This is a genomic window from Streptomyces sp. NPDC046215, from assembly GCF_040646215.1.
GTDB lineage: Bacteria > Actinomycetota > Actinomycetes > Streptomycetales > Streptomycetaceae > Streptomyces > Streptomyces stramineus.
Window position 1 is genome coordinate 55733 of sequence record NZ_JBEYZW010000001.1, and the last position, 15778, is coordinate 71510.

Genomic DNA, 15778 nt, shown 5'->3' on the forward strand with positions numbered 1-15778 from the left:
GCGGGCCTTGCCCGGGCCTTCCGGCCGCCCCGGGTCATACGGTGAAACGGACCACCTCCAGCTGGAGCTTCGACTCCATCGGGCTGCCGCCGTACCTCCACTTGCCGGGCTCGGTGCAGCCACGGCCCAGCCAGTGCCTGTCCTTCACGTACGCCTCGTGGCAGACGGCGCCGTCGAAGACCTGGAGGGTGAATCCCTGGAGGGGTGAGTCAGCGCTCTCCGTACTGCCGAGAACCATGTCCTGCTCGTCGGCCTCCTTCGCCCATTTGTCGCCCTTCCGCCAGCCCTCCACGACGTAGGCCCCGGCGCCGCTGACGCCGTTGGTGCCGGAGACCGCGATGTTGAGGGCCTTGATCGGCTTGCCCTTGCCCACCGTCCCGGCCTCGGCCCCGTCGCACACCGGCTCTTGCCAGCCCTCGTCCCGGACGTTGGCGCGGTAGCAGATGTGGCGGCCCGCGCTGCGGGCGGCGAGTTCGCGCACCGCGGTGGCCGCGGTCCGCTCCGCGGGCTTCTCCTCGGGCTGGTCCCCGCCTCCGCCGCCCTCCCCCTTCGGCTCCTCCTGTCCGCCCGGGTCGGGTTTCTCGGGTGCGTCGTCCGACGTCGGATCGGGCTTGGGGGGTGGGCTGCTGATCGGCGGGGCCGGGGTCGCCGGCGCGAGGTTGCCGGCCTTCTCGGGCTTCTCCCGGGCCACGCTCTGCACCTGTGGCCGGTACGCCAGCCAGATCGTCACGAACGCGACCGTCAGGGCGAGGAGCAGACCGAAGGTGGTGGCCAGCCAGCCCGGCAGGATGCCGCGCTGTACGAAGGAGCCGCTCACCTCCACCGGCTCGCTGCCGGAGCGGCGCAGGGCCAGCGCGTACGGCTGTTCCTGCTGGGAACCGAACCAGGTGATCTGCCGGGGGCGCAGCGTCACCTTCACGAAGGCGGCGCGGCCCGGCTCGATCTGGACGTTGCCGGGCCGGAGGTCGTACGACAGCCGTTCGCCGGTGTCCTTGCCGCTGAGCGAACCGGTGACCTTGGTGTTGCCGAGGTTGTCCACGGCCAGTCGCGGCCGTCCCCGGAACCGCCCCTTGACGGTGGGCGGCACCAGTTCGGCGCGCACCTCGGTGAAGGGGGTGAGGGTGAGGTTGCCCTCGGGGACGGTGACGGCGTCCGGGTGTTCCGTCGGCGTGACGCGTACCGCGTACGGGTGGGGGCCGGCGGTCGCGTCCGGCGTGCGCGGTGGCGCGAACGTCAGCTCCACCGTGCCGGTGGTCCCCGGATAGAGCCGCAGCGTCCGCGGCTCCACGGTGGTCCAGGGGGCGAGGTCACCGACCGGTTCGAAGCGGTACTCGTCGACGATGTCCCCGGTGTTGCGCACCCGCAGCCGCACCGTGGTGCTGCTGCCGGGGTCGACGGTCGCGGAGGCGGGTTCCAAAGATGTCCAAGGGCTCACGCCACGACGCTAGGAGAGGCGGCGGACACCGTCACGAGCCCTCCGGGCAGAGTCGGTTGCCCGGACGGGCGGAGACCTGTGCCCTCGGCCCGCACCGCGGCGCCCCGGGCCGCCGGCGGTGTCGCCCCGGCGCGCGCGGCGGCTCCGGTCTGCGCGGCCGTGGGCCGCCGCCGGCCGGCCGCGGAGGCATCTCCGCGCGCCCTCGGGGGCAACGGCCTTGCCCGGGGCCCGGCACCGGGGGACGTTTCGGTGGCGAGGTGCCCGCGCGAGGGTGGGGAGGTCCCGTTTCGCACCCCGAGGAGAGCAGAGCATGCCGTCCTATCTGTCGCCCGGCGTCTACGTCGAGGAGGTGGCCAGCGGTTCGCGTCCGATCGAGGGGGTGGGCACCTCCGTGGCGGCCTTCGTCGGGCTCGCGCCGACCGGGCCGCTGAACGAGCCCACGCTGGTGACCAACTGGACCCAGTACGTCGCCTCCTTCGGTGACTTCACCGACGGGTACTACCTCGCCCACTCCGTCTACGGCTTTTTCAACAACGGTGGCTCCGCCGCGTACGTGGTGCGGATCGGCGGCTGCGCCGGGGGCGCCTCCGGGGACGGCGAGTCCCCCGCAGAGGTGACCGGCCCGGCCCCCGCGGCGAAGCTGCCCGCCGCCGAGCCGCAACAGCTCGGCGCGTTCTCCGTGGCGGCCACCGCCCGGGGGGCGAACGGCCCCCTGACCGTGGAGGTCGCCGACCCCGAGGGGGAAGGCCCCGCCGAACGGTTCAAGCTGACCGTCAAGGACGGCGACAAGCCGGTCGAGACGTTCGACGTGAGCGCGAAGAAAAGCAACCGGTCCTACGTCGTCACGCAGGTCAAGGAGCACTCCAAGCTCATCACCGTGACGGAGGCCGCGTCGGCGGCCCAGCTCGCCCGCCCGGAGAACCAGACCGTCACCCTGGCCGCGCCGCCCGCCCCGGCCCCCGCCGCGCCGGCTCCGGCGGAGCGGGACACGACCGCGAACCCCGGACCGGCCCAGTACCTCGGTGACTCCGCGGACCGCACCGGCTTCGGCGGCCTGGAGGCCGTCGACCAGGTGTCCATGGTGGCCGTGCCCGACCTCATGGCCGCCTACCAGCGGGGCGCGATCGGCCTGGAGGCCGTGAAGGCCGTACAGCTCGGGCTCATCGCCCACTGTGAGCTGATGGGCGACCGGGTGGCGGTCATCGATCCGCCGCCCGGCCTCAACGCCCAGCAGGTACGGGTGTGGCGCCAGGAGACGGCGGGCTACGACTCCAAGTACGCGGCTCTGTACTACCCCTGGCTGAAGTCCTTCGACCCCGCGACGGGCCAGGCCCGGATGGTGCCGCCCAGCGGCCACGTCGCCGGCATCTGGGCCCGCAACGACTCCGAGCGCGGTGTGCACAAGGCCCCCGCCAACGAGGTCGTCCGCGGCGCCGTCGACCTGGAGCTCCAGATCACCCGCGGGGAACAGGACCTGCTCAACCCCGTCGGCGTCAACTGCATCCGCGCCTTCCCCGGCCGGGGCGTCCGCGTCTGGGGAGCGCGCACCCTGTCCTCCGACCCCGAGTGGCGCTACCTGAACATCCGCCGGTACTTCAACTACCTGGAGGAGTCGATCCTGATCGGCACCCAGTGGGTGGTGTTCGAGCCGAACGACCAGGCGCTGTGGTCCCGCATCCGGCGCAACATCTCGGCGTTCCTGGTCAACGAGTGGCGCAGCGGCGCGCTCTTCGGGCAGCGGCCCCAGGAGGCTTACTACGTCAAGTGTGACGAGGAGACCAACCCGCCCGAGTCGGTCGACCTGGGCCGGGTCGTGTGCGAGATCGGGGTCGCGCCGGTCAAGCCGGCGGAGTTCGTGATCTTCCGGTTGTCGCAGTTCTCCAGCGGCAGCGGTGAGTTGGAGGAGTAGGCCGCCCACCCCCGCCCCCAGCCCTCGTCCACGAGCGTCAAGCAGCCTAGAAAGACAGCGAACCCATGGCTCTCATGCAGGGTGACTCCCTCACCTCACACAACTTCGGCCTGCAGATCGACGGTGTGATGGTCGAGTACCTCTCGGAGGTCAGCGGCCTCTCCATCGAACAGGACGTCATCGTCAGCCCGCAGAACACCGCGCAGGGCAAGGTCGACATCAACATCCTGCCGGGTGTGCAGAAGAACGGGCAGTGCACCGTGGTGCGCGGCATGACCCAGTCGTCCTCGTTCACGCAGTGGATCAACGACTCGATCAACGGCCGGATGAGCACGGCCCGCAAGAACGCCTCCATCATCATGATGGATTACGAGGACAATCCGGTGAAGCGGTACAACCTGCGCAACGCCTGGTGCAGCAAGATCGACGCCAGCACCCTGAAGGCCGGCGAGGCCGCCGTGCTCACCGAGACCGTCACCATCGTCTTCGAAGAGCTGGTCATCGAATGATGCGGCGCACGGCTTCCGGTGCGCCGGGCGCGGCCCCGGTCACGGTGGCGCCGCCGGCCCCCCGGGCCGCGGCGGCGGGGACGGAGCCCCCCTCTCCGTCCCCCGCCGCCGCTCCGGCCGACGCGGCACCCCTCGGCCTGCGCACCGAGTTCCCCTTCCAACTGCCGCGCGGATACGTCGACGAAGCGGGCACCGTGCACCGGGACGGCGTGATGCGCCTGTCGACGGCACGGGACGAACTGGTCCCGCTGCGCGACGTCCGGGTCCAGGAGAACCCCGCGTACCTGTCGGTGGTACTGCTCGGCCGGGTCATCACGCGCCTGGGCACGCTGGCGATGGTGCACGACGGGATCGTGGAGAACATGTTCGCCTCCGATCTCGCGTTCCTCCAGGACTTCTACCGTCAGGTCAACGCCGAGGGACACACCCGCGCCGCGGTGGACTGCCCGCACTGCTCGGAGCCGTTCGAGGTGGAACTCGGCGGGAGCCGCCTGGGGGAATCGTGACGTACGCGACCGACCGCCTGCACGAGGAAATCGCGTACGTCGCCTACCACTTCCACTGGGACCTGGAGACGATCCTGGACCTGGAACACCACGACCGCCGCGGGTACACGGACCGGATCGCGTCCTTCGTGACGCGCGCCGGGGCGGAGGACTGAGCCATGGGATTCCTGGACCGGCTACGGGGACGGGGCGGCCGCCACCACGGGGGAGAGGCGGAGGCGCCTCACTCTCCTGACGGCACGGGCAGCCGGGGCGGTATCGAGGCCGGCGCCGGCGGGGTCGGTGCCGACGGGGTCGGTGCCGACGGGGTCGACGGTAGGGCGTCCGGCACGGCCTGGCGCGCGCTGCCGTCCATCGAACGGTCCGTGGGCGACGGCCGGGCCGAGGTCACGGACGCCGGGTTCGGCAAGCGGCTGCCGACGTGGCAGAACCCTTCTTTCACGGGCGTATCGTCCCCCCTCGGATCCCTCGGATCCCTCGTCGCCGCTCCCGCCGGCCTGCTGTCGGGGGCGACGAGCGACACGGGCCGGCCGGTGACCGGGCTGGAACAGCCGTGGCACACGCTGCCGTGGACGCCGGCATCGGCATCGGCATCGACGGAGCCGGTGGCGCGGCGGGTGCCGGTGGCGCCGCTGCGTGCCGTGTCGCGTGCGGCGACGGAGGCGGATACGAACGCGGTCGGAGGGGACGGAGGAGCCGGAGGAGCCGATGAGGCTGTCGGGGTCGGCAGGTCTGCCGTCGCGGCCTCGCGAACTCCGCGGGCTCGGGCTGCTGTCGGTGCTCGTCCGACCCCATCTGTCGCAACCCCCCGGCCGGTTGCGGCGACTGCACGCCCCTCGACCACCGCCGGTGCTCAGCGGGAAGCGGGGACGGCAGCGCACGGGGCTGCTGCCCGGGAGGCGCCGACATCGCGGGAGCGCTCGCCGGTCGCCGCTTCCTCGGCTCCGGCCTCTCAGGGCGTCCGTGTACCCCACCGAGCCCCGGAGCGCGGTGCCCGTGTGACACCCACCCGGCTCCGGCCGCCCCTGACCAAGGCGCCGACCGGGCCGGGGGCCGGGCAACGGCGGGTTCTGCCGGTCGCGCGGCAGGAGCTCGCGCCTGCGAGGAACACCGTGGCGGCGGCGGAAACCCCGGTGACGCATGCGCCTACCGTGCGGGAACCGGACGGTGTCCCCGGTGTGTCCGGGACGGCCGCACCGGCCGCGGACGGCCGAGGGGAAACCGACGCGGCTGCTCCGTACGCTCCCCTCAGCCGTCCCGCGCCGTCGCCGAGGAACGGGGACGCGCCGTCATCTCGACGGACAGCCTCCGGGACCGTGATGCGGCGGGCGGCCGCCCACCACGATCGGGCACCGGCAGCGCCCGGCCCGCGTGACGGAGCGACCGTCCCTCGCGCGGACGCCGCTTCCGCGAGCGCGGCACCCGGAACCGGCTCCCTTTCGGGGGCCGACGACGCGCCGGACCGCCACGGCCCGGCGGCCACCGGTCCGGCCGGCGCACAGCGGGCCGCGGTCCGGCGGAAGGACGCCGTCACGTACGCGCCCGGCGTGACCGCCGGTTCCGGGAGCACGGCGCCGGCACCCGGTCATGACGGCCCCGCCCACGCCGCATCGCCAGGCCCGGCCCTGACCCCGCTCCGGGCTCCTGACACCCGGCGCGGAGCGGCCACTGCCGCCGAGGCCGCCGGCCTCCGGCCGACCGTCGTCTCCGGTCCGCCCGAGGCGCGGCGGGCCCAGGTGCCCGGCCCTGCCGCCGCGGTCGGTGCCGACCCGGGGGCCGGTCCGCCCGCAGAACCGGCGCAGAACGCGGACGGCGGCCCGGCGCCCTCCCCGCGCGGGCCCGGCACCTCGGCCGTTCCGGCACGCCCCGTCACCAACCCGAGGCCAGCCGCCACCCCCGACCAACCGGAGGCCCCGCCGGCCCGGGCATCCGGCCCTGCCACCCCGGCCGGTGGCAACCCGATGGCCCACCCACCCGCAGTACGGGCGCAGAGCGCAAACAGCGGCCCCACGCCCACCCCGACCGTTCCGGCACGCCCCGTCACCAACCCGAAGCCAGCCACCACCCCCGACCAGCCAGAGGCCCGGCCGACCCAGACGCCCAGCCCTGCCACCCCGGCCGGTGGCACCCCGACGGCCCGCCCACCCGCAGAACAGGCACAGAACGCAGACAGCGGCCCCACACCCACCCCGACCGTTCCGGCACGCCCCGTCACCGGCCCGAGGGCAGCTACCACCCCCAGCCAGCCGGAGGCCCGGCCGACCCAGGCAACCGGCCCCGCCACCCCGGCCGGTAGCAACCCGACGGCCCGCCCACCCGCAGTACGGGCGCAAAATGCAGACACCGGCCCCACACCCACCCCGCACGACCCCAACATTTCGACCGTTCCGCCGCGCGCACTGCCCCCTGCGCAGGGCGCCCAGCCCGGGTCCGCCGTACCCTCAGGGCAGGCGCCGGCAGCCGCGCCTGCCTCCGGCCCGGTGACGGCAACTGCCCCTGTTCAGCGCGCCCTTCAAGGGCCCCGGCCGCTCGCGGTCGCCGACGGCCATGCCGTACCCACCGCTCCTTCGGCGACCGGCTCCGGCGCGTCCGGCCCGGGCCCGGGCCGCCGTCCGGCTCCTTCCGCCACCACCCCGTCCCTCTCCGCAAGCACGCCCCCAGGTTCCCCGGCGGCCACCACCCCACCCCCTACCAGGCCGAACCCGCCCTCGGGCCCGACCCCGGCTTCTCCCCCGCCCCACCGGCCGGTTCAGCGCGGCGTCACCCCCGTGGTCACCCGCCCCGTGGTCACCCGCGCCGGCCTCGGCGCCCCGATCTCCGCGACGCCCGCGCCGCCGGCCGCCGTGCCCCGGGCCGCGGGCCCCCCGGACTCCTCGCCCCGCCCCACCAAGCCCATGGGCGCGCCCCTCGTACCGCACCGCCACCGCCCCCGGGCAAGCGCGGCCTCACCAGCCCCCGGGCCCGGCCCCGTTCCCCGCTCCCCGCTGACACCGCCCGGCGGCCGGAGCACCCCGGCAGCCACCGCGCCGCGCCGTACCGCACTGGGTGTGCCGGTCACCGGCGCGCCCCCGGACGCCACGCCCCTGGCCAGGGCCTCGGCCCGTACGGAGGCCGCGCTTCCCGCCGGGCCCCCGGCCCGCGTGGCGGTCACGCCCGCCCGGGCCCCGCTCCCCCCACCTGCGGCCATGGAGTCCCGGGCCGCCGCCCCGCGGTCTCCGGTGGCCCCCTCCCCCGGCCGGCGGCCGACGCCGCACCGCGCGCCCCGGGGCGTGCCGCTGCGCCGCCTCACCCCGCACGGCTCCCCCGCCGCCCCTCGCCCCCTCCCCGTGGCTTCTCCCGCCCCTCATGCGGTGCCGACACCGTCCCCGCTCCCGCACGCCCCCGGTGCCGTCACCGCCCGGCGTGCGCCGCACTCGGCCACCGGGGCGCTCGCCGCCATGGCCGCGGCCACGGTGGCGGACACGCTGCCCCGGGTCCGTCCTCCGGGCCGGCCGGCCGCCGCGAGTGGGCCCCCACCTTCCTCCGAACCATCCCCTCCCTATGCACCGCGCCCTTCCCACGAACCGCTTCCTTCCTACGAGCCGACCGCGCGGGAACAGCCGCCGGGAAATCAGCCCCCGCCCGCCTACACGGGACCCCCCGCCGGCGGGTTCGACCCGCGCGCCCTCAGCGACTTCCAGCTCGACGAACTGGTGCACCGGATCATCGGCCGCGTCACGCGGCTGATCCGCACCGAACTGCGGCTGGACCGCGAACGGATCGGCAGACTCCGCGACCCCCGCCTGTGACCCGCCGACGGCCTCCCGCCCCGCCGGCCGACCGCCGGCCGACCGCCGCCGTATCTCTGACAGAACCTCCGACAGACACCTTCGACAGACCTGACAGAAAGGCCCTCCGCGATGTCCCGCCAGGACCCGGGCTCCTCCCTCTGGTTCACCCTCTCCATCGACGGCGAGAGCCTCGGCTACTTCAACGGGTGCGACGGGCTGTCGTCGCAGGTGGAGACGGAGCAGCGGCAGGAGGGCGGCAACAACGGCTTCGTCTGGCGGCTGCCGACCCGCGTCACCTTCTCCACCATCCGGCTGACCCGGCCCCTGACTCCGGACACCACGAAGGTCGCCAAGTGGATCTCATCCGTCCAGACGGGCATCAAGCGGCCCACCGCCCAGATCACGGCGCTGCGCGCGGACGGCTCGGAGGTGGCGCGCTGGGGTCTGATCGACGTGCTGCCCGTCAGCTGGCAGGGGCCCGCGCTCGACCCGGGCTCTCCGGCCGTCGCCACCGAGGTCCTGGAAATCGCCCACCACGGGTTCACCGACTAGCGGCCCCCCGACCGAGGAACGAAGAGACGACCCCCATGCCCAAGAGCAGCAACGGTGCGGGCAAGAGCCTGGTCCGGGCCTCCCTCGCCATCCACGAGCCCCCGCTCGGTACCGGCACCAGGCCGGGCGCGCTCATCCGAACGTTCGCCCTCGACTTCAACCCGGCGCAGTTGTCCCTCAGCCGTGCCGCCCAGTGGAAGGTGACGCCGACCGTCGCCGCACGGGGCGGCGCGCGGCCGGAGTTCATGGGGTCGGAGCCGCGCGTGATGTCCCTGGAGGTCTTCCTCGACTCCTCCGACCGTCCGACCGGCAGCGAGGTGCTGAAGAAGGTGGCGGCGCTGCTGAGCTGCTGCGAGGTGACCGCCAAGAGCGTGGCGGCCAAGAAGCCCTCGCCTCCCTGGGTGGTCTTCCAGTGGGGGTCCTTCTCCACGGCCCGTTTCACCGCGTATGTCAGTTCCGTCGAAGCGTCCTACACCCTCTTCGGGACCACCGGCATTCCCCTCCGGGCCACCTGCCAGATGCGCCTGCACGAGATCCCCCGCAAGACCCGCAAGCAGAACCCGACGTCGGGCGCGCTCACCGCGCGGCGGGTGCACCAGGTCGTGGCCGGTGACTCGCTCCAGTCCCTCGCCTGGCGGGAGTACGGGAATGCGGCCGCGTGGCGGGCGATCGCCGAGGCCAACGGCATCGACGATCCGGCCCGGCTGCCCACGGGCGTCGAACTAGTCCTGCCCGCCGCCGAGGAGGTGCGTCACTGATGCAGGGTCCTGCCACGTCCGCCGTTCTCCAGGTGTCCATCGGCGGCGACGCGCTGCCCGACGACGCCGCCCTCGCGCTCGTCGACGGCTGGGTCGATCAGGGCGCCGGGGTCCCGGCCGCCTTCCAGCTCACCTTCCGGGACCCCCAGCGGGTCATGATCAGCCGGCTGGGGGCCACGTTCGGCACCCCGGTCACCATCGCGACCGTGACCGACGGCCAGGGCGCGGGTGACACCCTGCTGACCGGTGAGATCACCGGTTTCGAGGCCGATTACGACGGCACCGGCACGTTCACCGTCCTGCGTGGCTACGACTTCGGGCACCGGCTCATGCGCCGGCGCCGGGTGGCGGCGTACAAGAACCAGTCCGCCTCCGACATCGCCAGGAAGCTGGCCGCGCAGGACGGCGTGCCGATCGGCGCGATCCGGTCGACGAAGACGGTGTACGAGTTCATCAGCCAGTCCAACGTCAGCGACTGGGACTTCCTGGCGCGTCTGGCCGACGAGAACGAGACCGTGATGTCGATCGACGCGAAGGGCAGGTTCTGCTTCGTCAGGCCGAAGCCCGCCTCGGGGGCGCCCGCGACGAGCCCGGACGGCGAGGACCCGCTCGACCTGAAGGCCGGGATCGACATTCTGCGGCTGCGGGCCGCCGTCACCGCCGCCGATCAGGTCGGCAAGGTGGAGACGCGCGGCTGGGACGTCAGCCAAAAGAAGGCGCTCAGCTCCGTATCGCCCGCCACGGACAACCCCGGCTTCGCCATCGGTGAGACGCCCGGCGGGGCCGCGGGGAAGTTCAAGCCGGGCAAACTGGTCGAGACGTCGACCCCGTACGGCAAGTCGGCCGAGGTGCGGTTCGCCTCCGACGCCCTCGCCGATGACGTGACCGCGGCCTTCGCCGAGGTGGAGGTCGTGGTGCTGGGCAACACGCGGCTGCGGCCGGGGGTGCCGGTGACGCTCGCGGACACCGGCGCGCCCTTCGAGGGCAAGTACACGGCGACCTCCGTACGGCACGTCTTCGGTGACGGGAAGCACTACGAGTCATGGGTGACCGTCAGCGGGCGGCAGTGGCGTTCGCTGTTCGGGCTGGCTTCCGGCGGGGGTGGCACGGGCACCGGCCCGGCCCTGCCGAGCGTGGCCAACGCCCTGGTCACCGACGTGAACGACCCGCTCAAGCAGGGCCGCGTGAGGCTGCGGTTCCCGTGGCTGGACGACCGTTACGTCAGCGACTGGACGCGGACGGTGCAGATGGGCGGACTGGGCGGCGGCGGGGTGTTCCCGATGGACGTCAACGACGAGGTGCTGGTCGGGTTCGACCGGGGTGCCCTGGACCATCCGTTCGTGATCGGCGGTCTCTACAACGGCAAGGACAAGCCGACCGTCGTCGGTGACGTGCCGCTGCACGACACCGTGCGGAAGAAGGCCAGCCGGCACACCGTCTCCGACCGGGACGGCAACCGCGTGGACCTGCTCAGCCAGAAGACCGGCCGTCGCCGGCAGGGCGTCCGGCTGGCGTCCGGTGACAGACAGCTGACCATCAACCTGGACCGGACGAACACCGAGATCGTCGTGGACAGCAAGGGGTCGGTCACCATCAAGGGCAGCAGGTCGGTGTCCGTGGAGGCCGGCGCCGACCTCACGCTCAGCGCCCGGCGCCGGCTGAGTCTGAAGAGCGGCGGACCGCTCAGCGTCACGAGCGGCGGCCCCCTGAACGTGGACAGCACCGGCCTGATCAACCTCAAGTCCCTGGGGCAGATCGGGCTCACCACGGGCGGAGCCCTGAACTTGACCGCCGGCGGCGCCGTGAACCTCACCGCGGGGCTCACCGCGCAGATCACCTCGGCCGTCACCATGCTCAAGGGCCCGAACACCACCATCCTGTCCCCCACGTTCACGGTCGCCACACCGCCCGTGCCGTTCGCGGTATGAGCAGCGCCCGCCGCCCCCGCGTCCGTCGTCTTCCGTTGTCTCCCCGTTTTTCCGTTGTCTCTCCGTTTCCGTGTCCGTGAAAGGCGGGTGTGGTTCTGATGGCCGAACAGTTCGTCGGCTCCGGGTGGTCCTTTCCGCTGCGTATCGGGCCGACCGGTGGTATCGCGCTGGTCAGCGGCGAGCGGGAGGTGGAGGAGGCGATCCGGCTGGTGCTGGCGACCGCGCCGGGAGAGCGGCCCATGCGGCCCGAATTCGGCTGCGCCATCCACGACCTGGTGTTCGCCCCGGTCAACGAGCAGACCGCGGGCCGCATCCAGCACGAGGTGTACGCCTCCCTGGACCGCTGGGAGCCGCGCGTCGAGGTCACCGACGTCCAGGTGAGCACCGGTGGCGACCGCAGCGTCCTGTACATCGACATCCGCTACCGGATCCGCGGCACCAACAACCCGCGCAGCCTCGTCTTCCCCTTCTACGTCATCCCCTCCCACGAGGACGGCGCCGGCGGCGGCCTCTTCGACGACGGGCCCGGCAACTCCCCCGAAAGCGACCGCTGATGTCCCTGCCTTCCCCGCACCTCGACGACCGCCGCTTCCAGCAGTTCGTCGACGACGCCAAGCGCTACATCCAGCAGCGCGCGCCGGAGTGGACCGACCACAACGTCTCCGACCCGGGCGTCACCCTCGTCGAGACCGTCGCCCACATGGCCGACCAGATCGTGTACCGCCTCAACCGGGTCCCCGAGAAGAACCACCTGGCGTTCCTGGACCTCGCCGGCGTCACCCTCTTCCCGCCGTCGGCGGCCCGTACGGACATCACCTTCTGGCTGTCCGCGCCCCAGGAGGAGGCCGTACCGGTGCCGGCCGGTACCGAAGTGGCCACGCTGCGCACCGAGCAGGAGGAGGCGGTGGTCTTCGCCACCGAGCGCGAACTGGCCCTCGTCCCCTGCGCGCTGAGCCGGCTGATGGCGCAGCACCGGGGCGAGCCCGTCAGTGACCACACCACCGCGCTGGCCGAAGGCACCGACGTGCGGTGCTTCGCCGAAGCCCCGGGTCCCGGCGACTGCATGCTGATCGGCCTGACGGCAGCCGTCCCGCACTGTGCCGTCGCCCTGGAACTCGACAGCCGGGTGGACGGGGTCGGCGTCGACCCGCGGCAGCCGCCGCTGGTGTGGGAGGCGTGGACCGAGGACGGCTGGCAGCCCTGCGACCTCGAACATGACGGTACCGGCGGCCTCAACCGCCCCGGCGACGTCGTCCTGCACGTACCCGGCGGGCACGTCCTGTCCCGCAACGGCGGCCACGAGGCCGGCTGGCTGCGCTGCCGGGTCACCGAGCCGCTGCCCGGGCAGCCCTTCTACACCACGTCGCCGACCGTGCGGTCCGCCGGGGCCTGCACCATGGGCGGCACCACCCGGGCCGTCCACGCCGCCACGGTGTACGACGAGGCGCTCGGCGAGTCCAGCGGACTGCCCGGGCAGCGGAGGCGGCTCGCCCACGCGCCCGTCGTCGGTGACGACCCGCCGCTGCTGCTCCAGACCGCCGGGCCCGACGGGTGGCAGGACTGGCAGGTCGTCCCGCACTTCGCCGCGTCCCGGCCGGACGACCGCCACATCACCCTCGACGCCACGACCGGTGACATCGCTTTCGGCCCCGCCGTCCGGGAAGCCGACGGCACCCTGCGCCAGTACGGCATGGTCGCCCCCAAGGGCGCGGTCATCCGCGCCCGCCGCTACCGCACCGGCGGCGGCCGGACCGGCAACGTCACCCGGGGCGCCGTACGGGTCCTGCGCACCTCCATCCCCTACGTCTCCGAAGTCGTCAACCGCGAAGCGGCCCGCGGCGGAGTGGACGGGGAGACCGTCGAGGAGGCCAAGGTCCGGGCACCGATCACCCTGCGCGCCCAGGAGCGCGCCGTCACCTTGCGCGACTACGAGGAGCTCGCTCGCCGGGCCGCCCCCGAGACCGCCCGCATCACCTGCCTGGAAGGCGACGCGGACGAACACGGGGCCTACGCGGTGCGGGTGCTGGTCGTCCCGCAGGCCGCCCTGGACCCCGGCGGCCGGCTGCGGTTCGAGCAACTGGTGCCCGGTGACGCCTTGTTGGGGCGCATCACCCGGCACCTGGACGAACGCCGCCTGATCGGCACCAGACTCGCGGTCGGTCCGCCCTACTACCAGGGCGTCACGGTCGTCGCCACCGTCCACGCCTTCCGCGGCGTCGACACCGACCGGGTGCGCCGCCGGGCCCACGACGCCCTCTACCGCCATCTGGACCCGCTGACGGGCGGCGCGGAGGGCCGTGGCTGGGCCTTCGGCCGCCCGGTCCAGGCCGGCGAGGTCTTCGCCGTCCTGCAACGCGTCCCCGGCGTGGAGCTGGTCGACGAGGTCGTGCTGCACCCCGCCGATCCGCTGACCGGCCGGCGCGGCGACCCGACCGACCGCATCGATCTCGAACCGCCCGCCCTGGTCTTCTCCTTCGACCACCGTGTCCGGGTGATCGGGGACGGGACATGAGCCGGCCGGCGGGCCCGGGAGGCCGCCCGTGAGGGGCTCCGTCGACGGGCTGGGCACCTCCGCCCCCATCGGGACGATGCTCCCGGCCGTCTTCGCCGACGACGATCTCGCCCAGCGCTTCGTCGCGGGGCTCGACGACGTCCTCGCGCCGATCCTGAACGTGCTCGACTGCCTGGACGCCTACTTCGACCCCGCGCTCACCCCGGTCGACTTCGCCCGGTGGCTCGGCACCTGGGTGGGCGCCGAGACCGACGGCACCGAACCCGAACCGCGGCTGCGCGCCGCCGTGGCCGCCGCCGTCGCCCTGCACCGCGTCCGCGGCACGCCGCGCGGCCTGTCGGAAGCCGTCCGCCTGGCGTTCGGCGCCGAACCGGAGATCACGGAGAGCGGCGGCGCCGCCTGGAGCGCGCGCCCGCGCGGTTCCTTCCCCGGCAGCGCCCGCCCCCACCTGCACGTCGTCCTGCGGCTGGCGAACCCCACCCGGGCCGACACCCACCGCCTCGACACGCTCGTGGCCGCGGCCCGTCCCGCGCACATGCCCTACACCGTCACGGTGACCACCAGCACCGTGACCACCGTCGAAAGGATCTCGGAGACATGAGCACGCCGGACTGCGGTGAGTGCGGCACCCGCGCGGAGCCGGGGCAGTCGTTCTGTGACGCCTGCGGAGCCGTCCTCCGCTGGGATTCCGCCGGTGGCCGCGGCGGCCGGCCGGTGGCCTCGGCGGCCGGTTCCGGCCGGGCCGCCACCGCCCGCCCCGACGACACCGGCCCGGCTCGGGGCCGCCCCGACGCCGGCGCACCGGCGGCCCCTGCCCCCGTGCGCGGGCCCCACCCGCCGGGGACGGCCCCCGAGCCCGCCGAGGGCCGCGACGGGGCCGGAGCGGCCGGCGCGCCCCGGCCCGCGCCCGGCGCCCCGGCCCCGGAGGACCCCGCCCCCGGCGCCCCGCCGGCCACCGCGCGGGACGGCCTCCCGCAGGGCAGCCCCGCGGCCGACCGGGCCCGTTCCCTCGTCGTGCCCGTCCCGCAGCAGGAGGGCGCCCCCGCCGTACCCGCCCCCGCCGTGGCCCCGGTCCTGCCCGGCCGCCCCGACACCGACCGGCCCCACGTACGCGCTCCCGCCGCCCGGGGGACGGGGGACGGCCCGCCCTGCGCCTGGTGCGCCACGCCGAACCGCCCCGACCGGCACTTCTGCGACCACTGCGCGATGCCCCTCGCCGAGAGCGGCGACGCCCCCGCGCCCGGGCCCCGCCCCTGGTGGCGCCGCCTCCTCGGCCCCGGCGGCCAGGAGGCGCCCCGGGCCGGCGACCGCCCCCGCCTCCGCCGCGTGTTCGACCGCGTCGGCACCTGGGTCAGCCTCGCCGTCGCCGTGACGCTGATCGTTCTCGGGGTGCTGTACGCCCCCGACGGCGTCCAGGCCACGCGTGATCACTTCGCCAAGCGCGCTCCGGTCCAGCCTGACGAGATCCGGGCCTCGCGCTCCTACCCCGACCACGGGCCGAAGCTGGCTATCGACAAGCTCAACAACACCTGGTGGGGGCCGGGGGTCTCGCAGTCGGGCGAGGGCGAGTGGATCGAGATGCGGTTCGCGCGCCCGGCGCGGCTGCTCGACGTCATCATCACACCGGGCACGTCCACCCGCGCCGATCAGCTGGAGAAGTCCGCGCTGCCGCACCGGGTCAGGGCGACGGTCACGAAAAAGAACAGCGGGACCGAGACCCGCGAGCTCGTCCTGGACCCGGGCGCGGGCGGGCAGCGCCGCGCCTTCCGGGTCGGTGAGGTCACAGCGGTCCGCTTCACCATCGAGTCGGCGCACGCCGCGTCCGCCGACAAGCAGGTGGCCGTAGCCGAGATCGAGCTGTTCGGCCGGTCCGGTGGGGGCCTGTCCTGAACCGGCCCC

General features: G+C 74.1%; 13 protein-coding genes. 12 read left to right on the forward strand and 1 reads right to left on the reverse strand.

Going from position 1 to position 15778, the window contains the following annotated elements; translation table 11 throughout:
- Positions 1 to 34: 34 nt before the first annotated feature.
- On the reverse strand, positions 35 to 1435 hold the full coding sequence (locus tag ABZ951_RS00285) for a hydrolase (protein ID WP_344093977.1): 1401 nt from the start codon (positions 1433 to 1435) through the stop codon (positions 35 to 37).
- Positions 1436 to 1745: 310 nt separating this feature from the next.
- Between ABZ951_RS00285 and ABZ951_RS00290 the strand changes: the two genes are divergently transcribed.
- From ABZ951_RS00290 to ABZ951_RS00345, 12 genes are all read left to right on the forward strand, one after another.
- Positions 1746 to 3344, forward strand: coding sequence for a phage tail sheath subtilisin-like domain-containing protein (locus ABZ951_RS00290; RefSeq protein WP_344093979.1), 1599 nt, complete (start codon positions 1746 to 1748; stop codon positions 3342 to 3344).
- A gap of 65 nt (positions 3345 to 3409) precedes the next feature.
- Entirely contained in the window at positions 3410 to 3853 is a 444-nt protein-coding gene (locus ABZ951_RS00295) for a phage tail protein (protein WP_344093981.1), read from the forward strand.
- Positions 3853 to 4359, forward strand: coding sequence for a hypothetical protein (locus tag ABZ951_RS00300; RefSeq protein ID WP_344093992.1), 507 nt, complete (start codon positions 3853 to 3855; stop codon positions 4357 to 4359). Before ABZ951_RS00295 ends, ABZ951_RS00300 begins: the two co-directional genes overlap by 1 nt.
- Entirely contained in the window at positions 4356 to 4514 is a 159-nt protein-coding gene (locus tag ABZ951_RS00305) for a DUF6760 family protein (protein ID WP_344093983.1), read from the forward strand. Before ABZ951_RS00300 ends, ABZ951_RS00305 begins: the two co-directional genes overlap by 4 nt.
- A gap of 2613 nt (positions 4515 to 7127) precedes the next feature.
- The gene (locus tag ABZ951_RS00310) at positions 7128 to 8147 is read left to right on the forward strand and encodes a hypothetical protein (RefSeq protein WP_361278252.1); all 1020 of its coding nucleotides are present in this window, start codon (positions 7128 to 7130) and stop codon (positions 8145 to 8147) included.
- Positions 8148 to 8258: 111 nt separating this feature from the next.
- A complete protein-coding gene (locus tag ABZ951_RS00315) occupies positions 8259 to 8681 on the forward strand; it encodes a phage tail protein (protein WP_344098034.1) in 423 nt (140 codons plus the stop codon).
- Between the two features lie 35 nt (positions 8682 to 8716).
- Positions 8717 to 9439, forward strand: coding sequence for a tail protein X (locus ABZ951_RS00320; RefSeq protein WP_344098035.1), 723 nt, complete (start codon positions 8717 to 8719; stop codon positions 9437 to 9439).
- Positions 9439 to 11367: a VgrG-related protein gene (locus ABZ951_RS00325; RefSeq protein ID WP_344098036.1), complete on the forward strand. Its 1929-nt coding sequence runs from the start codon at positions 9439 to 9441 to the stop codon at positions 11365 to 11367. Before ABZ951_RS00320 ends, ABZ951_RS00325 begins: the two co-directional genes overlap by 1 nt.
- A 98-nt stretch (positions 11368 to 11465) precedes the next feature.
- Positions 11466 to 11921, forward strand: coding sequence for a GPW/gp25 family protein (locus tag ABZ951_RS00330; RefSeq protein WP_344098037.1), 456 nt, complete (start codon positions 11466 to 11468; stop codon positions 11919 to 11921).
- Positions 11921 to 13879, forward strand: a complete 1959-nt coding sequence (locus tag ABZ951_RS00335; RefSeq protein WP_344098039.1) for a putative baseplate assembly protein — start codon at positions 11921 to 11923, stop codon at positions 13877 to 13879. The genes ABZ951_RS00330 and ABZ951_RS00335 overlap by 1 nt, the downstream gene beginning before the upstream one ends.
- Before the next feature lie 28 nt (positions 13880 to 13907).
- A complete protein-coding gene (locus ABZ951_RS00340; protein ID WP_344098040.1) occupies positions 13908 to 14480 on the forward strand; it encodes a phage tail protein in 573 nt (190 codons plus the stop codon).
- Positions 14477 to 15769, forward strand: a complete 1293-nt coding sequence (locus ABZ951_RS00345) for a zinc ribbon domain-containing protein (RefSeq protein WP_361278259.1) — start codon at positions 14477 to 14479, stop codon at positions 15767 to 15769. The genes ABZ951_RS00340 and ABZ951_RS00345 overlap by 4 nt, the downstream gene beginning before the upstream one ends.
- Positions 15770 to 15778 lie beyond the last annotated feature (9 nt).